Annotated in this window: 22 protein-coding genes and 1 riboswitch; of the genes, 13 read left to right on the top strand and 9 right to left on the bottom strand. The window is 68.1% G+C overall.

The genetic code is table 11. From position 1 onward, the window contains the following. The first annotated feature begins 29 nt into the window (after nt 1–29). The 6 genes from BFV98_RS31085 to BFV98_RS31110 all read left to right on the top strand — a co-directional run bounded on the left by BFV98_RS31085 (nt 30) and on the right by BFV98_RS31110 (nt 5,713). Nucleotides 30–1,010: a tripartite tricarboxylate transporter substrate binding protein gene (locus BFV98_RS31085; RefSeq protein ID WP_232236797.1), complete on the top strand. Its 981-nt coding sequence runs from the start codon at nt 30–32 to the stop codon at nt 1,008–1,010. After that, on the top strand, nt 1,007–1,636 hold the full coding sequence (locus BFV98_RS31090; protein ID WP_030274982.1) for a tripartite tricarboxylate transporter TctB family protein: 630 nt from the start codon (nt 1,007–1,009) through the stop codon (nt 1,634–1,636). The genes BFV98_RS31085 and BFV98_RS31090 overlap by 4 nt, the downstream gene beginning before the upstream one ends. Then, nucleotides 1,637–3,139: a tripartite tricarboxylate transporter permease gene (locus tag BFV98_RS31095; RefSeq protein WP_013476179.1), complete on the top strand. Its 1,503-nt coding sequence runs from the start codon at nt 1,637–1,639 to the stop codon at nt 3,137–3,139. After that, entirely contained in the window at nt 3,136–3,588 is a 453-nt protein-coding gene (locus BFV98_RS31100) for a universal stress protein (protein ID WP_013476180.1), read from the top strand. Before BFV98_RS31095 ends, BFV98_RS31100 begins: the two co-directional genes overlap by 4 nt. A 153-nt stretch (nt 3,589–3,741) precedes the next feature. Then, a complete protein-coding gene (locus tag BFV98_RS31105; protein ID WP_013283918.1) occupies nt 3,742–4,524 on the top strand; it encodes an IS5/IS1182 family transposase in 783 nt (260 codons plus the stop codon). 145 nt (nt 4,525–4,669) lie between these two features. Continuing rightward, complete coding sequence (locus tag BFV98_RS31110) at nt 4,670–5,713, top strand: LysR family transcriptional regulator (protein ID WP_013476181.1); 1,044 nt, start codon at nt 4,670–4,672, stop codon at nt 5,711–5,713. Here BFV98_RS31110 and BFV98_RS31115 read toward each other — a convergent pair. Both BFV98_RS31115 and BFV98_RS31120 read right to left on the bottom strand, forming a co-directional pair. Then, nucleotides 5,685–6,713, bottom strand: a complete 1,029-nt coding sequence (locus tag BFV98_RS31115; RefSeq protein ID WP_232236796.1) for an acetamidase/formamidase family protein — start codon at nt 6,711–6,713, stop codon at nt 5,685–5,687. The two genes, BFV98_RS31110 and BFV98_RS31115, sit on opposite strands and share 29 nt — an antisense overlap. Nucleotides 6,714–6,814: 101 nt before the next feature. Next, entirely contained in the window at nt 6,815–7,552 is a 738-nt protein-coding gene (locus tag BFV98_RS31120) for a response regulator transcription factor (RefSeq protein ID WP_051611145.1), read from the bottom strand. A 320-nt stretch (nt 7,553–7,872) separates the two neighbouring features. Here BFV98_RS31120 and BFV98_RS31125 point away from each other — a divergent pair, with 320 nt between their 5' ends. From BFV98_RS31125 to BFV98_RS31155, 7 genes are all read left to right on the top strand, one after another. Continuing rightward, on the top strand, nt 7,873–10,407 hold the full coding sequence (locus BFV98_RS31125) for a collagenase (RefSeq protein ID WP_232236795.1): 2,535 nt from the start codon (nt 7,873–7,875) through the stop codon (nt 10,405–10,407). A gap of 108 nt (nt 10,408–10,515) precedes the next feature. Further along, nucleotides 10,516–11,478, top strand: a complete 963-nt coding sequence (locus BFV98_RS31130) for a LysR family transcriptional regulator (protein ID WP_013476185.1) — start codon at nt 10,516–10,518, stop codon at nt 11,476–11,478. Between the two features lie 105 nt (nt 11,479–11,583). Continuing rightward, nucleotides 11,584–11,673: riboswitch (glycine riboswitch) on the top strand. A 138-nt stretch (nt 11,674–11,811) separates the two neighbouring features. After that, nucleotides 11,812–12,939 (top strand): glycine cleavage system aminomethyltransferase GcvT, encoded by a 1,128-nt coding sequence (gcvT, locus tag BFV98_RS31135; RefSeq protein WP_030274974.1) that lies wholly within the window; start codon nt 11,812–11,814, stop codon nt 12,937–12,939. 32 nt (nt 12,940–12,971) lie between these two features. Continuing rightward, entirely contained in the window at nt 12,972–13,349 is a 378-nt protein-coding gene (gene gcvH / locus BFV98_RS31140; protein ID WP_013476187.1) for a glycine cleavage system protein GcvH, read from the top strand. A gap of 6 nt (nt 13,350–13,355) precedes the next feature. Then, entirely contained in the window at nt 13,356–14,624 is a 1,269-nt protein-coding gene (gene glyA, locus BFV98_RS31145) for a serine hydroxymethyltransferase (protein ID WP_013476188.1), read from the top strand. A gap of 93 nt (nt 14,625–14,717) precedes the next feature. After that, a complete protein-coding gene (locus BFV98_RS31150) occupies nt 14,718–15,644 on the top strand; it encodes a proline dehydrogenase family protein (RefSeq protein WP_013476189.1) in 927 nt (308 codons plus the stop codon). A gap of 105 nt (nt 15,645–15,749) precedes the next feature. Then, nucleotides 15,750–17,120: an L-serine ammonia-lyase gene (locus tag BFV98_RS31155; protein WP_071098686.1), complete on the top strand. Its 1,371-nt coding sequence runs from the start codon at nt 15,750–15,752 to the stop codon at nt 17,118–17,120. A 39-nt stretch (nt 17,121–17,159) separates the two neighbouring features. Here BFV98_RS31155 and BFV98_RS31160 read toward each other — a convergent pair whose 3' ends face one another. Genes BFV98_RS31160 through BFV98_RS31185 form a run of 7 tightly spaced genes read right to left on the bottom strand, consistent with a single transcriptional unit; the run spans nt 17,160 to nt 24,634 of the window. Further along, nucleotides 17,160–18,545 carry an NAD(P)/FAD-dependent oxidoreductase gene (locus BFV98_RS31160; RefSeq protein ID WP_071098688.1) on the bottom strand — a complete coding sequence of 462 codons (1,386 nt, stop codon included), beginning with the start codon at nt 18,543–18,545 and terminating at the stop codon, nt 17,160–17,162. Then, nucleotides 18,542–18,796: a (2Fe-2S)-binding protein gene (locus BFV98_RS31755; RefSeq protein WP_013476191.1), complete on the bottom strand. Its 255-nt coding sequence runs from the start codon at nt 18,794–18,796 to the stop codon at nt 18,542–18,544. Before BFV98_RS31755 ends, BFV98_RS31160 begins: the two co-directional genes overlap by 4 nt. Next, nucleotides 18,783–19,931, bottom strand: coding sequence for an FAD-binding oxidoreductase (locus tag BFV98_RS31165; protein WP_030275318.1), 1,149 nt, complete (start codon nt 19,929–19,931; stop codon nt 18,783–18,785). The genes BFV98_RS31755 and BFV98_RS31165 overlap by 14 nt, the downstream gene beginning before the upstream one ends. Then, nucleotides 19,928–21,343, bottom strand: a complete 1,416-nt coding sequence (locus BFV98_RS31170) for an aminopeptidase P family protein (protein ID WP_013476193.1) — start codon at nt 21,341–21,343, stop codon at nt 19,928–19,930. The genes BFV98_RS31165 and BFV98_RS31170 overlap by 4 nt, the downstream gene beginning before the upstream one ends. Then, nucleotides 21,340–22,746 (bottom strand): aldehyde dehydrogenase, encoded by a 1,407-nt coding sequence (locus BFV98_RS31175; protein WP_013476194.1) that lies wholly within the window; start codon nt 22,744–22,746, stop codon nt 21,340–21,342. The genes BFV98_RS31170 and BFV98_RS31175 overlap by 4 nt, the downstream gene beginning before the upstream one ends. Further along, nucleotides 22,743–23,744 carry a proline racemase family protein gene (locus BFV98_RS31180; RefSeq protein WP_030275320.1) on the bottom strand — a complete coding sequence of 334 codons (1,002 nt, stop codon included), beginning with the start codon at nt 23,742–23,744 and terminating at the stop codon, nt 22,743–22,745. The genes BFV98_RS31175 and BFV98_RS31180 overlap by 4 nt, the downstream gene beginning before the upstream one ends. Then, nucleotides 23,744–24,634, bottom strand: a complete 891-nt coding sequence (locus tag BFV98_RS31185; RefSeq protein WP_013476196.1) for a dihydrodipicolinate synthase family protein — start codon at nt 24,632–24,634, stop codon at nt 23,744–23,746. Before BFV98_RS31185 ends, BFV98_RS31180 begins: the two co-directional genes overlap by 1 nt. Between the last annotated feature and the right edge of the window lie 33 nt (nt 24,635–24,667).

Here is a 24,667-nt window from a genome sequence, read left to right on the forward strand (position 1 = left end):
TGATGGCAACCAGAAGAAATGCGCTACTCGTGGGCGTCTCCGTAACCATGGCGCTTGCCCTGGTGGGCTGCGGCGCCACGGCAGAAGAGGGCGAGGCGGGCGTGGGCGGCGACGGCAAGCCGATCACCGGTCTACGCATCATGGTGCCGAACAGCCCCGGTGGTGGATACGACACCACGGCCCGCACGGCGGCGAAGGTGATGGAGGATGCCAAGATCGCCGCTGGCGTGCAGGTGTTCAACCTGCCCGGAGCGGGCGGCACGGTCGGACTGCAGCGCATCGTGAACGAGAAGGGCAACGGCAAGCTTGCGATGCAGATGGGGCTGGGGGTGGTCGGCGCCTCGTACACCTCGAAGTCGTCGGCCACTCTGACCGATACCACCCCGCTGGCCAAAATGATCGAGGAAGCAGGCGCGGTCGTCGTGCCGAAGGACTCGCCGTACCGGACGATCAACGACTTGGTCACGGCCTGGAAGGCCAACCCGGAGGGCCTCGCTGTCGGCGGCGGCTCGTCTCCCGGAGGCCCCGACCACCTGCTGCCGATGCAATTGGCCAAGACCATCGGCATCGACCCGCGACAGGTCAACTACATCTCGTACGACGGCGGAGGCGAGCTACTGCCAGCCTTGCTCGGAGGCAAGGTGGCCTTCGGCGCAAGTGGGTTCGGGGAGTTCCTCGATCAGGTCGAGGCCGGGCAGCTCCGGGTTCTCGCGGTGACCAGCGAAGCGCCGGTCGACGCGCTTCCGGAGGTACCGACGCTGAAGTCCGCAGGTATCGACCTCGTCTTCACCAACTGGCGGGGCATCGTCGCACCGCCCGGCATCAGCGACGCTGACAAGAAGCTGTGGATCGATGCGTTGACCAGGATGCACGACTCCGCCGAGTGGAAGACCGAGCTCACCAAGCGGGGCTGGACTGACGCGTTCGTCACAGGCGATCAGTTCGCCGCCTTCCTCACCCAGCAGGACAAGTCGGTGGCTGACCTGCTCAAGCAGCTCGGCCTGGCATGACCGGCCGGCCGAGCCGATCGGATCGGGACGGCGGTTCGCCGTCTCGGTTCCCGGCGTTGTCTGACATCCCGATCCAGCCCGCGCCCGAGCCGTCGGACGCGGTACGAGCGGACGACGCTCCGCGTTCCGCAGCGGATGCGTCGAAGCCGGACCGCGCACAGTACGTCGTCTGCGTCTTCCTGGCGCTGGTCGGGGTCATGGTTGTCGTCGACGCGACCCAGATCGGTCAGGCGGTGAGCAGCACCGACCCGCTCGGCCCACGGCCGGTGCCGATCCTGCTCGGAACGCTGCTCATGGTCGTCGCGGTGGTCTACGCCGTTGATGTGGCTCGTGGCGGCGTCGGTGAGCCGGAGGCTGGCGAGGACGTCGACCTGGCCACTCCTGTCGACTGGCGCACCGTCCTGCTTCTCGTCGCGGCGTTCCTGACCAACGCAGTGTTGATCGAGCCGCTCGGCTGGGTGATCAGTGGCGCGTTGCTCTTCTGGGGTACGGCGTTCGCGCTCGGCAGCCGCGACCACGTCCGGAACCTGCTGATCGCCGTGGGGCTCTCGCTCATCACGTTCTACACATTCGCCATCGGGCTTGGCATCAACCTGCCCGCTGGCGTGCTGCGAGGAGTCCTGTAGATGCAGAACCTCCATTCGCTTCTCGACGGGTTCGCCCACGTGGCGACGCCGATGAACCTGCTCATCGCGCTTCTCGGTGTCACCATCGGCACCGCGGTCGGTGTACTACCGGGCATCGGCCCCGCGATGACAGTGGCGCTGCTGCTGCCTGTGACGTACGGCATGGAGCCCACGCAGGCCTTCATCATGTTCGCCGGCATCTTCTACGGCGGAATGTACGGCGGATCGACCACGTCGATCCTGCTCAACACTCCCGGTGAGTCCTCGTCGGTGGTGACCGCGATCGAGGGCAACAAGATGGCCAAGGCCGGCCGGGCAGCGCAGGCGCTGGCCACCGCCGCGATCGGGTCGTTCGTCGCCGGAACCATCGCCACCCTGCTGCTTGTGGTCATCACCCCGCCGGTGGTCCGGTTCGCGGTCAGCCTCGGCGCGCCGGACTACTTCGCCCTGATGCTGCTGTCGTTCGTCGCCGTCACCTCGGTGCTGGGCGCCTCCCGGGTACGCGGTTTCGCCTCGTTGCTGATCGGCCTGGTCATCGGAGTGGTGGGGATCGACAGGGTGACCGGTCAACAGCGGCTCACCTTCGGTGTGCCGCAGCTCGCAGACGGCATCGACGTGGTTGTGGTGGCTGTCGGGATCTTCGCCGTGGGCGAAGCGCTCTGGATCGCCGCGCACCTCCGACGCCGTCCGGCCGAGGTGATCCCGGTCGGCCGGCCGTGGATGGGCCGCGACGACTGGCGCCGGTCCTGGAAGCCCTGGCTGCGCGGCACCGCTTACGGATTCCCGTTCGGGGCGCTACCCGCGGGTGGCGCTGAGATACCCACGTTCCTGTCGTATGCCACCGAGAAGAAGTTGTCCAAGCACCGGGACGAGTTCGGTCGGGGAGCGATCGAAGGCGTTGCCGGCCCCGAGGCGGCCAACAACGCGTCCGCCGCCGGCACGCTGGTACCGATGCTCGCCATCGGCCTGCCCACCAACGCCACCGCCGCGGTGATGCTGGCCGCCTTCGAGCAGTACGGCATCCAACCCGGCCCGCTGCTCTTCGAGCGGGAGTCGGGTCTGGTCTGGACGCTCATCGCCAGCCTCTTCGTCGGGAATCTGCTGCTGCTGGTGCTGAATCTCCCGCTCGCGCCCGCCTGGGCGCGGCTGCTTCGGATTCCTCGACCGTATCTCTACGCCGGCATCCTCTTCTTCGCGTCGATGGGCGCGTACGCCGTCAACGCACAGCCGTTCGACCTTTTCCTGCTGCTCGTACTCGGCCTGCTCGGCTTCGGCCTGCGCCGGTTCGGGCTGCCGATCCTGCCGCTGATCGTCGGGGTGATCCTGGCTCCGCGCGCCGAACTGCAGGGCCGCCGGGCGTTGCAGCTGTCCGGTGGAGAGTGGCACGGGCTGCTGGGTGGCTGGGTGTCGGGTCTGATCTACACCACCGTGCTGGTGGTGCTCTTCTGGCCGTTGGTCCGGCGGTTCGTCCTCCGCCGGCGTGCAAGGATGGTGACAGGGTGACCGTTCTGGTGGGATACGTTCCATCCCCGATGGGAATGGCGGCCCTGCAGGCCGCGATCGGACAAGCGCGATTCCGCGACGAGCCGGTGCTCGTGGTGAACACCTCGCGGGGAGATGCCTACGTCGATCCCTGCTTCGCTCAGCAGCCCGACCTGGACGCGGTGACCCGCGAGCTGACCGCGTCCGGGGTGCCGTTCGCGATCAGGCAGCTCATGCAGGGTCGGGACGCCGCCGAGGAGATAGCCGATCTCGCCGAGGCGCAGGATGTGTCGTTGGTAGTCATCGGAATCCGGCATCGAAGCCCGATCGGCAAGCTGATCCTGGGCTCGACCGCACAGGAGATCCTGCTCCGGGTCTCCTGCCCGGTCCTCGCGGTGAAGGCCGTGACGCCACGACGGATATCTCGGGCAGCGGGGCCGTCCCGCTGGCCTCTCCCCAGTGAGCCGTAGCCGCCGGTCACCACCACGAGCCCAATGACGGAGCCATTTTCATCGTGACGGCGCAGGTCACGGGCGGTGTGGGAGGCCGGTGTCCAGGTAGGACGAGGCTCCCGGTAAGACAGCAATCGACCAAGATCAGATGCCCCAACCGGGAGCCTCGCTGTGCTGTCTTACCCTGCCGCGATTCCGTTGTCCACCCGCAGCCTGAACCACCTCGCCGCCCTCATCCGAACCCGCCGCCAGCAGCAACGGTCTCGGTGGCGACGCCTCGACCCCGGCCGGCAAGCCCTGCTCGCCCTGGCCCACCTGCGCAACGGCGACACCTACACCCGCCTGGCCGCCGGATTCGACATCGGCGTCACGACCGCCTGGCGTTATGTCCGCGAGGCCATCGACCTGCTCGCCGCGACCGCCGACGACCTGGCCACGGCCATGACCAGGATCCGTCTGCTCGCCTACGCAATCCTCGACGGCACCCTGATCCCGATCGACCGGGTCGCCAACCAGAAGCCGTACTACTCCGGAAAACACAAGCGTCACGGCGTGAACGTGCAGGTCATCGCCGACGCGGCCGGGCGTCTCGTCTGGGCCTCGGCCGCGCTGCCCGCCTCGACGCACGACCTGACCGCCGCCCGCACCCACGGCATCATCGACGCCCTGGCCAGCACCGACGTGATGACCTTCGCGGACAAGGGCTATCAAGGCGCCCCCGGCAGCGTGCGCACCCCGTTCAAGCGGCGCCGCTTCCGGCCGAAGCTGTCACGCCGGCAGAAGGCCGTCAACCGAGCGCACGCGAAGATCCGCGCCCGCGGCGAACGCGCGATCGCCACCCTCAAGACCTGGAAAATCCTGGTCAAGCTGCGCTGCTGCCCACGCCGAGCGACCGCGATCGTGCAGGCCATCCTCGTCCTGCACCGCGTCGAAGCCGACCGCTACGCAGGATGAAAATGGCTCACGGTTCATGAATGCTCGTGAAGCTTCCGCCCGCCATTGCCACCGAGACTGCGACGCTTTCTTGACGACATGACCTCGCGCGAGGACGGGGGAGTAGCGACTACCCGGCCTGAACCCGGATGGATAGGGTGCACGCATGGATCTGGAAATCCGGCATCTGAGAGTCGTTTGCGCGATCGCCGATACCGGAAGCATCTCGAAAGCAGCATCCAGACTGGGGATCTCGCAGCCCTCCGTCACGACCCTGCTTCAGCGTGTCGAACGGATGGTCGGTCATCAGATATTCCAGCGCGGGCGCGGTGGCGCTCGATCCACCACCTTCGGAGAGCAGTTCCTCCAACGAGCCCGCCTATTGGTCGCCGAAATGGACGCGTTGGGGGGAGAGATCGCCGGCCCGGCGGGCACGATCCGATTTGGATCGGTGCACATGGAGTGCGTCTCGTCTCTGTTCCATTGTCTGGAGACGAGCTTCCCGGATATCTCTTTCTCCATGTGCGTCGAGCCGTCCAGCCTGAGGCTCGCCCAGCGACTGGTGCACGGGGACCTCGATGTGGCGGTGCTGGCGATTGCGGAGTCCCATCAGATTCCACTCCCGCAGGAACTAGGTGAGCGGGTGCTCGCGTCGGCAATCCCGGTGTACGTCGCTGTCTCCAGCGCCCACCGGGCGGCGGGTCTTCGGGAGATCCCCCTGGAAGGGCTCAAAGAAGAGGCATGGATCAGGCCGCCCGGCGGAGAGGACGGTTCCCTGTCCGCCTTCTGGCAGGCGGCCCGCAAGGCAGGCTTCACCCCGCGAATCCAGTTCGACGTGCCTAGCGGCGGCGGGCGGCAGCTCGTCGGCTCCGGACGCGCCGTTCAGCTGGTGGAGCCGACCTCCCATGGCGGTCCGGGAGTCGCAGTCGTTCCCCTCGCCGGGGAACCGCTGCGCATGCACCTCACGCTCTGGTGGCATCGCCGTCGCATGAGTGCCGAACAGGCCGACCGCCTCTTCGAGGTTATCCTCGGCACCTACTCGACGTTCGCGATGGAGAGCCCCGTTTTCCAGCCGCGCTGGTCGAGGCACCCAACAGCTTGTCTGACGGCGCCTCGCGACGACGAACAGCACTCTCATCGACCAGCAAGCACGCCCCGGTGCGTGGAGGGATCGACGACCGCTATCCCGCCGAGGCGGCGGTCCGCTTGAGCCGATCGTGTGCGTCGTCGTACGCGGCAGCAGGATGGGGGACCAGCCGTCTCCCGATCGCGGCGAGAAGCGTGTAGTTCGCGTCGCGCACGTTGCCGAGGGCCGTCCGCCCTGCCTGCGAGACGAGCTGATGAGCGTCCAGCATCTCCAGCCCCGCCAAGGATCCGACCCAGCTCACCAGATCCTGGTGAGCTATTCGATAGGCGTCATCGAGAGGACGGGCGCAGCCGATCGACATGAGATCGAGGTCGGTCTCCAACCGTGGCCAGCTGGTTTGCCATCCCTTGATCACCTCAATGGCGACAGTGGTGACGGTAGCGATCGCCACACCGGCCGGACAGGCCTGGCCGTGCCCCTGGCGAGCGTGGCCGTCACCGAGCGCAAGCATCGCCCCGTGAACGTTGACACCCAGGTACAGGGTCGCGCCCGCACGCGCCTCGGGGATGTCGAGCTTCCCGCCGTAGAAATCAGGCACCATGGTGGACCGAGCCTCGAGTCTCCCGGGAGACACGCCTATGGTGCCGATAGTCGGCTCCAGCGGCAGGTCCACTGCATGGTCCGTTCTCGTCGACTGGAACCGGACCGTTCCAGCCCGACGGTCTATCTCGTAGAACCAGACCCGCGCCTCGACCGGTGCGCCAAGCGCGAGCGCTCGCACACCGGTTCCGAGCGCGCCGATGTGTGGAGGCGTGGACGACACCCCCCAGTCTCGCGCGGGAACGACCGAGACGATGTGGATGGCGAGTGTGTCACCGGGCTCGGCCTCCTCGATCAGGAAGGGTCCGGAGACCGGATTCAGATGCGGCGTCTCCAACATCCAGGACGACAGGTCGGTCGCACTGCGAAGCCGGCCACCGAAGCAGTCCTCGGTGTACACCTCCAGCACGTCACCGGAGCGCAGATGCGCGACTGGTATCCGACCCCCGAACGTGTAAGCGAGTTGTCGCTCGGCGGGCCGATGACCGATCTTCCCCATGACATCACACTCGTCCCTCGTCATGCTGCTTCGTCTGGTAACGGCCCGCCGGACCACGTCCCTTGCCGCAACGCATCGCGGTCCTCCATGAAGTGCGCCGCGGCGCGGCCCAGAACGATCGGCGATCAACGCGCCGCATCGCTCCCGGATGTCTGCGTGATCTGCTCCCGCGCCGGAACCGGTCGCAACGAGACTCCCCGCCCCCGAGCGGTGTGCAGGTATTTCGTGCCTGTCGAGCGCTCGCCCAGCTTGCGCCGCAGACGGGACAGCAGGACGTCCAGGGACGCCGCCGACGGCAGGCCCTCCGCGCGGATCCTCGTCCGGAGCTGCGACCGTGGCACCACCCGGCCGGGGTGCTCCGCGAGATAGGCGAGAAGCTCGAACTCGGTACGCGTCAGCGCCACGGGTCGTCCGTCCACTGAGACGCTGCGACCTGCCACATCGATGCGAAGAGCGCCGACCTCGGACGGCGCCGGAGGCGGTGCCGGCGGAACCCGGCGCAGCAGAGCGCGGACGGAGGCGTCAACCACCGCGGGTGGACACGGCTTCGGCAGGAATCCGTCTGCGCCGGCGCGCAGCATGCGGACGACGTCATCATCGATACTCCTGATGCTGTGTGCCAGAACCGGGCGGCGGGACGCGACACACAGCAGGCGCATCAGCAGCAGCCCGTCCACCGCCGGCACGACCGGGTCCACGATCACGACATCCGGCCTCCGGTGGGTGTGGCAGGTCAGGTCGGACAACGTCCGCCCGCTCTCATGGAGGGCGATCTCGGTGACCAGATGACCGAAGCGCGTCAACTGATCGCCGAGTAGCCGCCGATAGCGATGGTCTTCGTCGATGAGCAAGATGGTCGCCATGGTTGCCGTCCGGTGTCTGAATCGTGAACACCTGGACGATCGCACGACCGGACCGCCCGCTTTCATGTCATCTGTCCATCACGTCGCCTGATCGATCCGACGACCCTCGACGCATCGCTCACAGGTTCCGGTAAGGCCCAGGCGGGCCACCCTGACCACCCGCTGTGGACTCGTTGTGGCCGCTGGAGCCGCCTGGCTAGCGTCCACCCCCCAAGCATCCATCGAAGTGCGTCAGCGCCTTTGCTGGATCACACCCTCGCCCATGAGGAGAGAGCATGTCTGGACACCCATTGCGGCGAAGACTAGGTCAGCTGATCGGCGTGCTCACCGCGCTGACGCTCGCCTGCGGCGTCATCGCGCCGCCGGCCGCCGCGAACTCGGCGCGGCCCGTGCCACCCGGGCAGCAGGCCAGGAAGGCCGATGCGGCACCGCCGGCAGCGGGCGATGCGACTGTTCGGGGCAAGGACCGGGTAGACCATGTGAGCGAGCAGGCGCTCCCCGTACACAAGCGCCCGCCGCAGCCGGCCGCGAAGGACGCCGCCCGTGTCGACTACGACCGCCCGGCAACCCCGAAGCGACGCGCTCGGCCGTCGGACGCCGGGTCTCGCGCCGCCGCTGCCGCCTGCAGCACCGCAGACTTCACCAGCCGAACGGGGTCGGCGCTGGTCAGCCAGATCAAGGGATCCACGGTCGACTGCATCAACAGCCTGTTCAGCCTCTCCGGCAGCGATGCCTACAACGCCTTCCGCGAGGCGCAGATGGCAAGCGTCGCGTACGCGGTGCGCGACGGCTCGCCCGGCTACCCGGGTAACCCCTCCACCGGCATGCCCCAGCTCGTTCTCTACCTGCGGGCCGGCTACTACGTGCAGTGGTACGACACGAGCGTCGGAACCTACGGGCCGGCACTCCAGACCGCGATCCGCTCAGCGCTCGACGCCTTCTTCGCGAACCCACGCGCCTGGGACGTGACCGACGCCAACGGTGAGACCCTGGCGGAGGCGGTGACGCTCATCGACAGCGCACAGGAGAACGCCCGATACCTGTTCGTGGTGAACCGGCTCCTGACCGGCTTCAACTCGTCGTACACCTCGTCCTGGTACATGCTCAACGCGGTCAACAACGTCTACACGGTGCTGTTCCGAGGCCACCAGGTGCCCGCGTTCGTCTCCGCCGTGCAGGCCGACCGCACCGTGCTCGACAACCTGTACAACTTCGCGAACACCCACGCTGGTCTTCTCGGCACCGACAACGGCTACCTCACGTCGAACGCGGGCCGGGAACTCGGACGATTCCTGCAGCACGCCCCGCTCAAGCCCATCGTGCGGCCGATGGCGTCGGCGCTTCTCTCGCGAAGCAACATGACCGGCCCGACCGCGCCGCTCTGGGTCGGCGTCGCGGAGATGACCCAGGCATACGACGTCGCCAACTGCTCCTACTACACCACCTGCAACCTCTCCGCCCAGCTGACCAGCTCTGTCCTGACCATCAACTACACATGCAGCCCGTCGATCAAGATCGTCGCGCAGGACATGACCTCGGCTGAACTGAGCCAGTCCTGCACCAGCCTGAAGGGCCAGGACGCCTACTTCCACAGCCTGGTCGCAGACAGCGGGCCGGTGGCAGGCGATGTCAACACCGACATCGAGGTTGTCGTCTTCAACTCGAGCACCGACTACCAGACCTACGCGGGCGCCATCTACGGCATCGATACGAACAACGGTGGCATGTACCTGGAGGGCAACCCGTCGGACCCCAACAACCAGGCAAGGTTCATCGCCTACGAAGCCGAGTGGGTCCGGCCGGCCTTCCAGATCTGGAACCTCAACCACGAGTACACCCACTACCTCGATGGCCGGTTCAACATGTACGGCGACTTCAGCGCCAACATCACCACACCTACCATCTGGTGGATCGAAGGCTTCGCCGAGTACGTCTCCTACTCCTACCGGAACGTCACCTACACCAGTGCCCAGAGCCAGGCGGGCAACCACACCTATGCGCTGCGCACGCTGTTCGACACCACCTACAACAACGACCAGACGCGCATCTACAACTGGGGCTATCTGGCCGTGCGGTACATGATGCAGTCCCATCGGCCGGACATGACGACAGTGCTCGGATACTACCGATCGGGGGCATTCAACGCCGCCCGCACGTACCTCACCAGCACCATCGGCTCACGCTACGACGCCGACTTCGACGCCTGGCTGACGCGCTGCGCGGCAGGGGATTGCGGCGGGAGCACCACGCCGCCCCCGACCAACCAGCCGCCGTCCGCCTCGTTCACCGTGGCGACCAGTGGGCTCACCGCCACCTTCACCGACCGGTCCTCGGACGCCGACGGCAGCATCGCCTCCCGGCAGTGGGCCTTCGGGGACGGGAGCACCTCGTCGGCCGTCAACCCCAGCAAGACCTACGCTGCGGCCGGCACCTACACCGTCTCGCTGACGGTCACCGACAACCAGGGGGCGACCGCGAGATCGTCCCAGACGATCTCGGTCACGACGGGTGGCGGCACCACCGTGCCGGAATGCAGCGGCACTGACACGCGTACCCTCGACCGCAACTGCCAGCGCAGTGGACGCTCCGCGACCGCGGGCAACTACGACTACCTGTACATCTACCTGCCCGCCGGCGTCAGCACCCTCACCATTGCCGTGGCCGGCGGCACGGGCAACTGCGATCTCTACTACAGTCCGTCGAGCTGGGCCACCACCAGCAACGCCACCCGCTCCTCCGCCGGGGCCGGCAACACCGAGTCGCTGGCCATCCCCAGCCCGGCCGCCGGCTACCACTACATCAGCCTCTACGGGAAGACCGCCTGCTCTGGCACCACGGTGAGCACGCGCTACTGAACCACATGTGATGGGTATGAGTTCGCCGCCCGGCGGGAGTTGCCGGGCGGCGCGCCCGCCTGGCCTGTGGCCGCCGCGCCGCCTGCGGCCGCGTGCATAATCTCGGTCATGGGCATCGATGTGCGCCACCTGCGGGCGATCAGTGCCATCGCCGAGGCCGGAAGCGTGACCGGCGCCGCCGCCCGCCTGGGCCTGTCACAGCCCGCGCTGACGGCCCAGGTGCATCGGATCGAGAAGACGGTCGGTGGGCCGCTGTTCGTCCGAAGCCGTACCGGTATGCAACCGACCGAACTCGGCAAGCAGGTGCTCCAGCGCGCCCGCGTCGTGCTGGCCGAGGTCGACGCGCTCGTCGAGGACTTCGGCGACCGGCACCCCATTCCAGGTTTGCTCCGACTCGGCACCGTCCACATCGCCTGCGCGGGCAGCCTCGTACGCCACGTCGCGGAAGCGTTCCCGGATCCGGAGATCGCGCTGCAGATAGAGCCGTCCTCGCGACTGTTGGTGGAGGCGCTCACCCGAGGCCAGTTGGATGCCGCGTTGCTGGGCATCCTTGAGGGCTTCGAGCTGCCGATCGGTCCCACGCTCACCAGCCGGCCACTGATCCCCCGTTACCCGATCTTCGTCGCCATGTCCGCCTCCCACCCGCAGTCCCACCACGAGCAGGTGCGGCTGGCCGACCTGAGAAACGAATCGTGGGTGTGTCCGCCGGGGCCGGACGACGGCTCACTCGCCTCGCTGCGACGGGCCTGCCGCGCCGCAGGTTTCGAGCCGAAGATCCGGTACGAAGCGCCGAGTGGCGCCGCGCACCCACTGGTGGCCGCCGGAGACGGTGTCCGGCTGGTCGACCCGACCTGGGCCCCGGCCGCCGGGACTCGGGTGCTGCCGCTGCGCGGGGAGCCGCAGTTGCTGGCCAGGCTGATGGTCGTCTGGCGGCGCGATGCGCTGACCTCTGCACAGAGCAGCGCTTTGTTCCAGGCCATCACCCGGGCCTACCTGGATCACGTCAACGACAACGCTGCCTTCGCCCGATGGTGGCGGGCCAATCCCCACGCCCATCCCGCAGCGTCGTAGCGATCCGACGGCGATATATAGGCATCAGCTATGGGCAGGATGATGTTGACGCGGTATGTGCCGTCACCTAACCTGCGAATGGCCCACAACTACATAGACACCATTCGAACCTGCACGGGAGAGACTCCGTTCATTCGGAGCGCCGAAGGAGCAAACTCCCAAGAAACTCTCAGGCCCCATTACCGTGCAGGCGAGGTGACTCTGGAAAGCAGACGACCGTCGTCTCACCCACGGTGCAAGCCGCTGACGCAGCGGTGAAGCTCTCAGGTCAATGACAGAGCGGGAGGCAACCGACCGTTCGACGCCGCGTGCGTCGGGACGAGGAGCGCCCCCGTGCACCAGGACCCTGCGGCTCTGCTCCGCTCACCTCTGCATGCATCACATATAGGACACGGAGCTCGATTCACCGACTTCAGCGGCTGGCGGATGCCCCTTCGCTACGGAAGCGAGCTCGCTGAGCACCGCGCCGTACGCGAACAGGCCGGCCTCTTCGACCTCAGCCACATGGGGCAGCTCGAGGTATCGGGGCCGGAGGCCCCGACAGCACTGAACTACGCTCTGGTCGGGCACCTGTCTGCCGTACCGATCGGTGGCGCGCGCTACACCATGCTCTGCGACGCCGCCGGCGGGGTGCTGGACGACCTCGTTGCCTATCGCCTCGCATCGAACCGGTACCTGCTGGTCGTCAACGCCATCAACACACGCGTCGTACATGCGGCCATCAGGACCCGTTGTGCGGACTACGCGGCCTGGGCCGCCGACCGCACGAACGAGCGGGCGATCATCGCGGTGCAGGGGCCGCGCGCCGCCCCCATCGTGGAAGCCCTGACCGGTACGGGACTCACCCGGCTCCGCTACTACACCGCAGCGCTACTGGACATCGACGGTCGTCCAGCCGTCGTCGCTCGTACCGGCTACACCGGCGAAGACGGCTTCGAACTGCTCGTACACGCCGAAGACGCGGTGCGCACGTGGGAAGCAGCGCTTGTGGCCGGTCGGCGTCACGGCTTGACGCCCACAGGGCTGGCGTGCCGCGACACCCTCCGCATCGAGGCTGGAATGCCGTTGTACGGCGCAGAGATCGGCCGTGACGTCACCCCGTTCGATGCCGGGCTGGGGCGGGTGGTGTCCTTCGTCAAACCAGGCGACTTCGTCGGACGAGCCGCGCTGGCCGAGGCCCACAAGAGCGGCGTTACCCGTCGGCTCGTCGGCCTCGTCGCGTCCGGGCAGAGAATTCCCCGAGCGGGCCAGCAGGTGGTGACGCTGACCGACGACGGCCATGGTGCTGATCCGGTCGGCCTCATCACAAGCGGCACCCCTTCACCCACATTCAAACGGCCGATCGCGATGGCCAGCATCCGTGCCGGCACCAGCGACAGCATCCGGCTGGCCGTGCAGATCAGGGGGACCACCGAGCCGGTCGAGATCGTCCCTCTTCCGTTCTACCGTCGTCCGCGGTGATCCGCGGCCATTCCTTGCGAGGGTTCAGCGTCATGAACGTACCGGAACACCTGAAGTACAGCCTCAACCACGAGTGGGTCAACGACTCGGTTCAGCCGGCCGAAGTAGGCATCACCGCGTTCGCCGCCGAAGCGCTGGGTGATGTCATCTATGTGCAACTGCCCGAGCCGGGGAGCCACCTGACTGCCGGTGACGTGTGTGGAGAGGTCGAGTCCACGAAGTCGGTCGCGGAGCTGTATCTCCCGGTCAGCGGAGAGGTCGTCGCCGTCAACGAGGCGGTCATCGCCAATCCGGGCCTGATCGGCGCCGATCCGTACGGCAAAGGCTGGCTCCTGCGGGTCCGGCTGGCGCAGATGCCTTCCCTGATGTCGCCGGACGAGTACCGCGCCTTCTCCAACGAGTCGCGGTAGGCCCCGATGGCAGCCTTCGACGATGATCTGGCCGACCTCGACCCCGCCGTCGCCGAGGCGATCGGCCGGGAGCTACGCCGGCAACACGAGACCCTGGGCATGATCGCCTCCGAGAATCTCGCGCCCCGAGCCGTCCTTCAGGCGCAGGGATCGGCCCTCACCAACAAGTACGCGGAGGGCTACCCGGGACGGCGCTACTACAGCGGATGCGAGCATGTCGACGACATCGAGCGCCTGGCGATCGACCGGGCCAAGCGCCTGTTCGGCGCCGCCTACGCGAACGTGCAGCCGCATTCCGGATCGCAGGCGAACGCCGCCGTGATGGCTGCTCTGATCGAGCCGGGTGACACCATCCTCGGGCTCGACCTCGCTCACGGCGGTCATCTGACCCATGGCATGCGCATCAACTACTCGGGGCGGCTGTACCGGGCCGTGAGCTATCGCGTAGGCGCCGAGAACCACCTGATCGACATGGATGAGGTCCAAGAGCTGGCGCGCGAGCATCGGCCGAAGCTGCTCATCGCCGGCTGGTCGGCCTACCCTCGAACGCTCGACTTCGCCCGGTTCCGGCGGATCGCCGATAAGCTAGGCGCATACCTGCTCGTAGACATGGCACATTTCGCCGGGTTGGTCGCGGCCGGTCTGCATCCCAACCCGGTCCCTCACGCCCATGTCGTCACCCTGACCACGCACAAGACCCTCGGCGGCCCCCGCGGCGGCACCATCCTCAGCGCCTACACCGATCTCGCGCGGAGGCTGGACTCGGCGGTCTTCCCAGGCCAGCAAGGTGGTCCGCTGGCGCATGTCGTGGCTGCGAAGGCAGTGGCCTTTCGGATCGCCGGAGAACCGCAGTTCCAGGATCAGCAGCGGCGCGCCCTGACCGGAGCGAAGATCGTTGCCGATCGTCTCTGCGCCGCCGAGGTCGCGAAGGCCGGCATCCGGGTGGTCAGCGGAGGCACCGACGTGCACCTGGTGCTGGTCGACCTGAGCCACGCGGATCTCGATGGCGCGCAGGCGGAGCGGCTGCTGCAAGGCGTCGGCATCACCGTCAACCGTAACGCCGTGCCATTCGACCCACGCCCGCCGATGGTCACCTCCGGGCTACGGATCGGTACCTCCGGTCTCGCCACCCGAGGGTTCTCCGAAGCGGACTTCACGGAGGTGGCCGACATCATCGCCGATGCTCTGACCGCCAAGGAGGCTGACACGTCGCTACGCACGCGGGTGGCTCGCCTCGTCGATCGGCACCCCCTCCACCCCGGCCACACCTCCTGACCGTACGGGGAACCCGAGCTTCCCGCGGGTGGTAGATCGCTTCGTCACGCCTTGCTTCCTGAGGGCGACAACAGCCCCGAGAAAGGACCCCAATTGCCGAACAAGCTGTTGCTGATGGCGGCCGGCAGTCACCGACTCCGGAGAATCATCGCCGGATCCCCCCTGACCCGGGGCGTGGTGCAACGATTCGTTGCCGGCGAGGTGAACGACGAGGCGATCGCAGTGGCGCGGCGCATCGTCGAATCCGGGATGCGGGTGACGATCGACCATCTCGGCGAAGGAACAACGACAGTCGAGCAGGCTGCCGCTGTACGCGACGCGTATCTCAGCCTACTCTCCGCGACGCGGATGCCCGGTATGGCCGAGGTGTCGGTGAAACTGTCGGCGCTCGGTAGCGCGCTGCCCCACAACGGTCGCCGACACGCCTATCGGCTGACGCGCGACATCTGTGCCGCTGCGGCTGCCGCCGACGCCACGGTAACCCTCGACATGGAGGATCACACCACGGTTGACCTGACGCTGGCCGTGCTGGACGAACTGCGTACCGAATTTCCCTGGGTGGGCGTGGCGCTGCAGGCGTGCTTGCACCGTACCCCGGCGGACTGCCAGCGCCTCGCGTACGCAGGGAGCCGGGTCCGCCTGGTCAAGGGAGCCTACGCGGAGCCGGCGTCAGTGGCATATACGCGACGACGTCAGATCGACGAGGCATTCGACAGGTGCCTGCGGATCCTGATGCAGGGCCAGGGCTATCCCATGGTGGCGACCCACGACCCCCGCCTGATCGACAGCGCCATCGGGCTCGCGAGCGCCGGTGGCCGGAGCACCACCGATTTCGAGGTCCAGATGCTGTACGGCATCCGCGCGAACGAGCAGACGCGGCTTGCGGGGGAGGGCTACCGCGTGCGGGTGTATCTGCCGTATGGACAGGACTGGTACGCATATTTCACCCGCAGGCTTGCCGAGAAGCCCGCGAACCTGCTCCTCCTGGCTCGATCCTTCAAGCCTGGCGCCGCCGACTGATCGCGACGCGGAGCTTCCGGCATCGTTCGTCGCGGACCAGGCAGCCATGGGCGGTCGCGCGGAACCGAAGACCACCGTGCGTGGCGATGACAGGAGCATTGCGCCGTGATCAGTGTTTTCGATCTTTTCAGCGTCGGTATCGGGCCGTCCAGCTCGCACACCGTCGGGCCGATGCGGGCCGCCCGTACGTTCGTGGCGGGCCTGAAGGCCGACGGGCAGCTCGCCGATGTGGCGCGGGTACGGGCGGAGCTGTTCGGCTCGCTCGGCGCGACCGGCCACGGGCACGGCAGTGACCGGGCGGTGCTGCTGGGGCTGGAGGGTGAGGTCCCGGAGACCGTCGACACGGACTCGGTCGGGCCGCGGGTGGAACGGATCCGCACGCAGCGGCGGCTCGACCTGTTCGGCAGTCAGGGGGTCGACTTCGATCCGGACACGGATCTGGTGCTGCATCGCCGGCGGTCGTTGCCGTATCACCCGAACGGGATGACGTTCGCGGCGTACGACGCGGCCGGGGGCGAGGTGCGGACGCGCACGTACTACTCGGTCGGTGGCGGGTTCGTGGTGGACGAGGCGGCGGCCGGGGCGGACCGGATCAAGGCGGACAGCACCCGGGTACGGCACCCGTTCCTGACCGGCGCGGAGCTGCTGACCGTCACCTCGGAGACCGGGCTGTCGATCAGTGAGGTGATGCTCGCCAACGAGGTGTCCTGGCGCAGCGAGGCGGACGTGCGCGCCGGGCTGCTGGAGATCTGGCGGGTGATGCGCGAGTGCGTGGAGAACGGCTGCACCCGTGACGGCGTACTCCCGGGTGGGTTGAAGGTCCGGCGGCGCGCGGCCGAGATGCGGCGCAGCCTGGAGGCGGAGACCGGCAGCCAGGATCCGCTGCGCGCGATGGACTGGGTGACGTTGTTCGCGCTGGCGGTCAACGAGGAGAACGCGGCCGGCGGGCGGGTGGTCACCGCGCCGACGAACGGGGCTGCCGGGATCATCCCGGCTGTGCTGCACTACTACACCCGGTTCGTGCCGGGTGCCTCCGAGGAGGGCGTGGTCCGGTTCCTGCTGGCGGCGGGCGCGATCGGTGTGTTGTTCAAGGAGAACGCGTCGATCTCCGGGGCCGAGGTGGGCTGCCAGGGTGAGGTGGGTTCGGCGTGCTCGATGGCGGCGGCCGGGCTCGCCGAGGCGCTTGGCGGTACGCCGGAGCAGGTGGAGAACGCCGCCGAGATCGGCATGGAGCACAACCTGGGGCTGACCTGCGATCCGGTGGGTGGCCTGGTGCAGATTCCGTGCATCGAGCGCAACGCGGTGGCGAGCATCAAGGCGATCACCGCGGCCCGGCTGGCGTTGCGCGGCGACGGGGTGCACCACGTGTCGCTGGACAAGGTCATCAAGACCATGCGGGAGACCGGCGCGGACATGAAGGTCAAGTACAAGGAGACCGCGCGGGGCGGCCTCGCCGTCAACGTCATCGAATGCTGAGGGCACCTCCGCGCCGGCCGTGATTCGTCGTGCGCGAGATCAGTCGTCGCCGGCGAGGTCGGCAAGCGTGATCGGCTGCATCAGCGTACGAGACGCATGTCCCTGAACATCCACCGAACTCACCGGCCGGGCCGCTTCTCGGGCGGTGAGGCATGCTGTGGCGTAACCACATATTCGCCCCTGGCACCAGCCCATGCCGGCGCGGGTCAACAGCTTCGTGCCCCGGGCATCGCCCGCGGACAGTTCACGCACCGCCTGCCGAACAGCGCCTGCCGACACCTCCTCGCACCGACAGACGAGAGTCTGGTCGTCACACAGATCGGGCCAGAAGGCCGGCACGGGATGAACCGCATGCAGAGCGGCGGCGAAACGACGCAGTCGACGCCGGATCCGCAGCAACCTACTGCGCTCACCCGCACGCAGCGGCCCCGCGCGACCGAGAGACCGGGCGACCGCGTCCCCGGCGAGGTGCCCTTCCACGAGCGCCAGCCTCGCCCCGCCGACGCCGGTCACCTCGCCCGCTGCGTACACGCCCGGTACAGAGGTCGCTTGATCCGGCCCGATCCTCACCACGAGACTGCCGTCGCGGTCCATGAATGTCTCGCATCCCAGGGCGACAGCCACCTCCACCTGCGGGGTGAAGCCGAAGCCGACGGCGAGACCGTCGCAGCCGACGTGTCTCTCGCTGCCGGGCACCACCAAGCCCAGCGGGCTGATCGCCGCCACTGTCACCCCGGCGAGCTGATCGTCGCCGTGCGCGGCCACCACAGCCATACGCCGCCGATACGGCACCCGACGACGCAGCATCCGCCAGCCGTACCGGCCTGCCTCGGTCAACTTGCTCGCTGCGCCGAGAACCGCACCGACGTGCCGTGCGTACCGGACCGGGTCGTTCGCCTCGTACACGCCGACCACCGTGGCGCCGGCGTCGGCCAAGCCGGTCGCGACCGGCAACAGAAACGGTCCCGTCCCCCCGACGACGACGCGTCGCGCGAACACCACCCCTTGACCCTTCAGCAGGGCCTGAGCTCCACCGGCGGTGACCACCCCCGGCAGATCCCAACCTGGGAAAGGGACAACCCGGTCATGAGCTCCCGTGGCGATGACGAGTCGCCGGCCGTACACGACCGTGGAGTGCGTGTGGACGGCGAACTGCGGACCGACGTCGTCCGGGCGAGACTCGACGAACCACACTGCCGCGTCCGGGTGGTGATCGAGCTGGTCGAACCGTGCGCGCAGACCGGCGAACAACGCCCAGTCCGTGTGGCTGCGGGCGTCCGCACCGGATCGGTGCCGCCAGTACTGTCCGCCGGGACGCGACCCGGCATCCAGGACGGCCACCCGGCAGCCGGCATCGGCCGCCGTGACCGCCGCGGCCAGACCGGCCGGTCCTGCACCGATCACCACCAGGTCGTACGTGCTCATGTCCCCTCCCGCAGCTCGTCCTGAGGTTCGACCACGTCACCGCTGCGGGCGACCACCAGACAGGCTCGCTGCGACGGCACACCGTTGACCGTGACGAGACAGTCGAAGCACACGCCGATGCCGCAGAAGACCCCCCGGGGTCGCCCTTCGACCCGTGTGCTCCGCCAGGATCGGATCCCGGCGGCGAGAAGGGCCGCGGCTACGCTCTGCCGCCCGTCGTGAGGGATCGAGCGGCCGTCAAAGGTGAACATGGTGACGCTCCGGTGCGAACGGTCGTAGATCCACGTGCGGGCGGCGGTCGGTCAGCAGTGCGGCGATGGCGTGCCCGGTCGCCGGGGCGAGGCCGATACCGGCGCCCTCGTGGCCGGTGGCATGAAAGAGCCCCGGCACGTCCTTGTCCGCGCCGATGATCGGCAGATGGTCCGGACTGTACGGCCGGAAACCCCGGTAGGCGCGAATCGCGGAGACGCCGCCCAGGATCGGGAACAGGCGTATCGCAGCCGCTGCGAGCCCTCTCAGCGCCGGCAGAGACATGGCCGGATCGAAGCCGACATGCTCCCGGCTGGACCCGATCAGGATCGTGCCGGCGCGAGTCCCCTCCACCACCGGGGAGATCTCCAGCCCAGCGGTGCTGCGCTCGACGTTCGCAACGTAACCGGCGGCGTAGACCTTGTGCCGCACGAGCTCCGGCAGCGGCTGGGTGACCAGGACGAAGCCACGTCGAGGCAGGATCGGCAGCTCGACGCCCGCCAACGCGGCGACTCTGCCAGCCCATACGCCGGCGGCGTTCACCACCCTGGTCGTTGACAGCAGGCCATGATCAGTCCGCACAGCTCGAATCCCCCCGGTGCCGTCCCGGAGCAGGCCGACAACGCAGGTGCCGGTCAGTACCGTTGCCCGGGCCGCACGGAGCAGGTGTGCGGCGGCGAGCATGGGCTGGACCTGCATGTCCTGGGGATAGTGCACCGCACCGACGAGATGGGGGGACAGGTGCGGCTCGTAGCTGGGCAACTCATGCGAGGCGACGGCGTGCGCCTCGACGCCCGCAGCACGCTGGCGGTCCGCGAACGCCGACAGTGTGTCGTGCTCTGTCGCCGAGGCCGCCACCACCAGGCCGCCCTTCCGTTCCAGTTCGATCTGCGCATCGCCCATGGTCTCGCCCAGTTCGCGCCACAGCGCGACGGAATGAAGCGCCAGGCTGAGTTCCGGGCCGGGTGATTTGTCGGAGAGGAGGATGTTGCCTTCGCCGGCCCCGGTGGTGCCGGACGCGACGCCGGCCCGGTCCACCACTGTCACCGTCAGGCCGGCCCGTGCGGCGTAGTAGGCGCAGGCGGCACCGGTCATCCCGGCGCCTATCACCACCACGTCCGCGTCGGCGTCGATCACGACGACACCCGGTGCATCCACGCCTCGATCTCGTCGGGACGTCGAGGTAGCCCGGAGGAGAGGACTCGACAGCCGTTGTCGGTGACAAGAACGTCCTCCTCGATCCGAATCCCGATTCCGCGCAGCTCAGCCGGAACCAACTCGTCGTCAGGCTGGAAGTAGAGGCCGGGCTCGACAGTGAGCACCTGGCCGGCAGCCAGCCGTCCGTGCAGGTAGCTGTCAGCGCGGGCAGCCGCACAGTCGTGGACGTCCAGACCGAGCATGTGGCCTGATCCACACAGCGTCCACCGCCGGTAGAGCCCGGACTCCTCGGTCAAGGCGCGTTCCGGCGACACGGGCAGCACGCCCAGGTCGGCGAGGCCGTACGCCAGCACGGTCATCGCCGCCTGATGGAACGCACGCCAGTCGGCGCCCGGCTTGAGGCAGTCCAGAGCTGCGTCGTTCGCCTTCAGGCACAACTCGTACAGATCGCGTTGCAGCGGACTGAACCGGCCGGACACCGGTAGAACACGAGTGATGTCTGCCGTGTAGAGCGACCTCGTCTCGGCACCGGCGTCGAGCAGCAGCAGGTCCCCGTCGCGGACCGCGCCGTCGTTGTCGATCCAGTGCAAGGTGGCGGCGTGCGCACCGGCGGCCACGATCGAGTGGTATCCGACGTCGTTGCCCTCCAGGCGGGCTCGCTGCCAGAACACCCCCTCCAGGTAACGCTCGGACGTACGCTTCGCCATCGGCAAGGCACGCACCATGTCCTCGAAACCGCGGGTGGTGATGGCCACCGCCTCTTCCAGCTGGCCGATCTCCCAGTCGTCCTTGACCAGCCGCATCTCATCCAGCACCGCGGCGAATTCCAGGTCGCCCGGCCCCGCGGCGTCGGCCGTCAGCCCATCCACGTGCACGTCGACTCCACGCAGCACGCGGGTCGGAACGCCCCGCCCGGACAGGACCGACTCCAGCTCGGCCAGATGACGGGTCGTCACAGCCAGCCGCCGACGGCTCTCTCCCAAGGTGGGCCGGCGTCCGGCCCACAGTTCCCCATACATCCGGTCACGGAAGAACTCGGGCGTGCTCCGGTCGGATCGGGGGCGAAGAAAGAGCATCTCCTCACCGTCCGGCTCGATGACCAGGACCCCGTCTGAGGACTGGTCGCCGGTCAGCCAGACATAGGCAGAATGCGGGCGGAACCGATAGTGCTGGTCGTTGGAACGCCTCTTGAAGCTTCCGGCCGGGACGACGAGCCGTTCCCCGGAGAAACGGCAGTGCAGCTGTCTCCGGCGTACCGCCGCCCAGCCGGCGACCTCGTCGACCTGTGTGACGTGCCGCTCGCTGTCAGCCCACCCGGAGAGCATGAACTCCTCCAACGCGGGGCTGACCGGCAGATCATGACTACCGGTGTGCAGGTCGACCCGTTTCATGCGGCCTCCTCGGCGGGGCTGGGTGGGGGAGTACAGAGGGTGATGGTGCGCAACGAGGTGTAGAAGTCCAGTGCGGCTGTGCCCTGTTCTCGAGGGCCCTGGCTGGACGCCTTCTCACCGCCGAACGGCGCGTGGAAATCGACTCCGGTAGTGGGCGTGTTGACCCGGATGAGACCGGTGTCGATGGCCCGGACCACCTCGAACAACCGGCCGATGTCGCGGCCGTGGACGGACGTCACCAGCCCGTACCGAACGTGGTTGACCAGAGCGGCCGCGGCGGCCGGGTCCGACACGGTGAAGATGCTGGCCAGCGGGCCGAACGTCTCCTCGCACGCGACCGGATGGCCAGGGTCGACCGAATCGAGCAGCACCGGCGCCACATAGAGGCCGTCAGCCCGGGACGCGAGACGAGTGAGAACCCGGCCTCCTGCCGCGCGGGCTGCCGCGACGCCGTCCAGAACTCGACGGCGCGCGACGTCGGTGATGACGGGACCGACTGCGACGCCGGCATCGGCCGGGTCGCCGACGCGTAGCCCCGCCACCGCGGCCACCAGGGCTTCGGTGAGCGCGGTGGCATCGCCCACCACGATGATCCGCCGAGTCGCGGTGCACTTCTGGCCCGCATATGCCATGGCGGCACCTGCCAGCATCGTGGCAGTGGTGGCAGGGTCGGCGTCCGGCAGCACGACCGCTGCGTTCTGTCCGCCCATCTCCGCCTGAACCGGTAGCCCGGCGCGAACGGCGGCGACGGCGACACCCCTGCCGACCGTCGCGGAGCCGGTGAAGGACACGACGTCAGCCGCTTCGACGACGGCCTGTCCGGTGTCCGCACCTCCCGGCACCACATGGAGCAGATCGTCGGGCAGCAGCCCGTCGAACAGGCCCGCCACCAACTCGCCGCAAGCCAGCGCCTCGGGCGACGGCTTGAGCAGCACTCCGTTACCAGTGGCGAGGGCCGGTGCAGCCTTCCACAGCGGGATGGCCAGTGGAAAGTTCCACGGCGTGATCAGACCAGCCACGCCCCGCGGCCGACGTTCGGTGAACAGCAGTCCCGGCTGATTCGCCGGCAGCGTCGGCGCCAGCAGGTCGCCGATCGCCGCGAAGCAGGACTGGGCGTAGTAGTCGAGGATCGCAGCGGCCCGGCTGACCTCGGCGTTCGCTTCCACGACCGGCTTGCCCACCTCACGGACGATCAGAGCAGCCGCTTCACCGGCCCGAGCCCGCAGCCGGTCCGCCGCCTCACTCAGGGCAGCGGCGCGGCCGGAGGGATCCCGACGGCGCCAGGCGTCCTGCGCGACACGGACCGAATCAGCGAGCTTCCGCACACCATCAGGAGTGACCGGGACACGCTCCGCGACGACATCGTCCGGCTTCTGAGGGGAACGGCTCTGAATGAGACTCACAACATGAATCCCGCCGGGAAAGGGTCCTCGGGGTCGAGGAAGAACTGGGCGGTACCGGTAAGCCACGCCCGCCCGGTGACTGTCGGCACCACCGCGGGCCGACCGGCGACGGTGGTCGTATCGACCAGCCGACCGGAAAACCGGCTGCCGATGATGGACTCGTTGACGAATTCCTGTCCGAGGGGGAGCAACCCGCGGGCGTGCAGCTGCGCCATCCTCGCCGACGTGCCGGTCCCGCAAGGGGATCGGTCGAACCAGCCGGGATGGATGGCCATGGCGTGGCGTGACAACCGGGCGGTCGCCCCTTCCGCAGCCAGGTAGACATGGTGGCATCCGGAGATGTGCGGCTGCTCGGGGTGCACGGGCCGGGCGGTGTCGTTCACGCCTCTCATCACGCTGAGCCCCACCTCCAGCAGCCGTTGTTTGTCCATGCGGTCCAGTCGCAGGCCCAACTCCGGCAGGTCGACGATCGCATAGAAGTTGCCGCCGAACGCGAGGTCGTAACGGACGTGGCCGTAGCCGGGGACCTCGACCAAGGCGTCCTGTTCCACCAGGAAGGAGGGAACGTTCTGGATGGTGACAGCGGTGGCGCGGCCCTGCTCGACCTTGACAGACGCCACCACCAGTCCGGCCGGCGTATCGAGGCGGATCGTGGTCACCGGCTCGGTGACCGGCACCATCCCGGTCTCCGCCAGTACGGTGGCCACACCGATCGCACCGTGTCCGCACATCGGCAGGCACCCCGACACCTCGATGAAGACCACACCGACATCGGCGTCCGGGCGGGTGGGCGGCTGGAGGATCGCACCCGACATGGCGGAGTGCCCGCGCGGCTCGTACATCAGAAACGTGCGCAGGTCATCCCGGTGGTTCGTCAGGTACTCCCGACGTTGCGCCATGGTGTCGCCCGGCAGGAGCGGCGCGCCTCCGGTCACCACCCGGGTGGGCATTCCCTCGGTGTGGGAGTCGACGACGTGAATGACGCGGCTACTGCGCATCAGCGGTGCCCTGCCGCGAGCACCCGTTCGGTCGTGGTACGGATGACCGCGGCGTCGGTGGGGGCCAGCGGCTGGCGCGGCTGGCGCGTGAAGCCACCGGGACGACCTGCGACATCCATGGAAAGCTTGATCGCCTGAACGAACTCAGTGCGCGAATCCCAACGGAGCAGCGGATGCAGTGCCCGGTAGAGGAGGACGGCCGTCCTGAGATCACCCGCCGTCGCGGCCTCGTAAAGACGAACGCAGCTCGCCGGAATGGCGTTCTGGTAGCCGCCAATCCAGCCCACCGCGCCCGCGATCAGGAATTCGAGCGCGACGTCGTCCGCGCCGGCGAGGATGTCGAGACCAGGCGCCGTCTCGGCGATCTGGTACGCCCGGCGGGCGTCACCGCTGAACTCCTTGACCGCGACGATCAAACCCTCGTCGTGTAGACGCCGCAGCAGGTCGGGTGTCAGGTCCACCCTCGTGTCCATCGGATTGTTGTAGGCGACGATCGGTAGACCTGCCTTCGCCACCTCACGGTAGTGGGCCAGCACTGCTGCCTCGTCAGCGCGGTACGTCGTCGGTGGCAGCAACATGACGGCCGGGCAGCCTTCCTCCGCAGCCTGCTCGGTCCAGCGCCGTGCCTCGTCGGCACCATAGGCCGAGACGCCTGGTACGACGGCGAACCCATCAGGGGCGGCTTGCACCGCCGTTCGCACCACCGAAGCCCGTTCCTCGCTGCTGAGCGCCTGGTATTCACCGAGGGAACCGTTGGGGACAACGCCATGACAGCCGTTGTCAGCGAGCCATCCGACATGTGCAGCGTAAGCGCCGAAATCGATGCCCTGGTCGGCGTGGAACGGAAGAGCGGTCGCTACGAGAACCCCACGCCACGGCGCCATTTCCATGCGGCCTCCATCAGTAATATGTTACATAGCACC

Source organism: Micromonospora sp. WMMB235 (assembly GCF_001855515.1).
Classification (GTDB): domain Bacteria; phylum Actinomycetota; class Actinomycetes; order Mycobacteriales; family Micromonosporaceae; genus Micromonospora; species Micromonospora aurantiaca.

Excerpts from the sequence above, each read along its gene's own strand:
- BFV98_RS31090 (WP_030274982.1), top strand. The coding sequence starts at position 1,007 with ATGACCGGCCGGCCGAGCCGATCGGATCGGGACGGCGGTTCGCCGTCT.
- BFV98_RS31130 (WP_013476185.1), top strand. The coding sequence starts at position 10,516 with ATGGGCATCGATGTGCGCCACCTGCGGGCGATCAGTGCCATCGCCGAG.
- gcvH (WP_013476187.1), top strand. The coding sequence starts at position 12,972 with ATGAACGTACCGGAACACCTGAAGTACAGCCTCAACCACGAGTGGGTC.
- BFV98_RS31115 (WP_232236796.1), bottom strand. The coding sequence starts at position 6,713 with ATGACGAGGGACGAGTGTGATGTCATGGGGAAGATCGGTCATCGGCCC.
- BFV98_RS31120 (WP_051611145.1), bottom strand. The coding sequence starts at position 7,552 with ATGGCGACCATCTTGCTCATCGACGAAGACCATCGCTATCGGCGGCTA.
- BFV98_RS31095 (WP_013476179.1), top strand. The coding sequence starts at position 1,637 with ATGCAGAACCTCCATTCGCTTCTCGACGGGTTCGCCCACGTGGCGACG.
- BFV98_RS31170 (WP_013476193.1), bottom strand. The coding sequence starts at position 21,343 with ATGAAACGGGTCGACCTGCACACCGGTAGTCATGATCTGCCGGTCAGC.
- BFV98_RS31755 (WP_013476191.1), bottom strand. The coding sequence starts at position 18,796 with ATGTTCACCTTTGACGGCCGCTCGATCCCTCACGACGGGCGGCAGAGC.
- BFV98_RS31160 (WP_071098688.1), bottom strand. The coding sequence starts at position 18,545 with ATGAGCACGTACGACCTGGTGGTGATCGGTGCAGGACCGGCCGGTCTG.
- BFV98_RS31185 (WP_013476196.1), bottom strand. The coding sequence starts at position 24,634 with ATGGAAATGGCGCCGTGGCGTGGGGTTCTCGTAGCGACCGCTCTTCCG.
- glyA (WP_013476188.1), top strand. The coding sequence starts at position 13,356 with ATGGCAGCCTTCGACGATGATCTGGCCGACCTCGACCCCGCCGTCGCC.
- BFV98_RS31110 (WP_013476181.1), top strand. The coding sequence starts at position 4,670 with ATGGATCTGGAAATCCGGCATCTGAGAGTCGTTTGCGCGATCGCCGAT.
- BFV98_RS31180 (WP_030275320.1), bottom strand. The coding sequence starts at position 23,744 with ATGCGCAGTAGCCGCGTCATTCACGTCGTCGACTCCCACACCGAGGGA.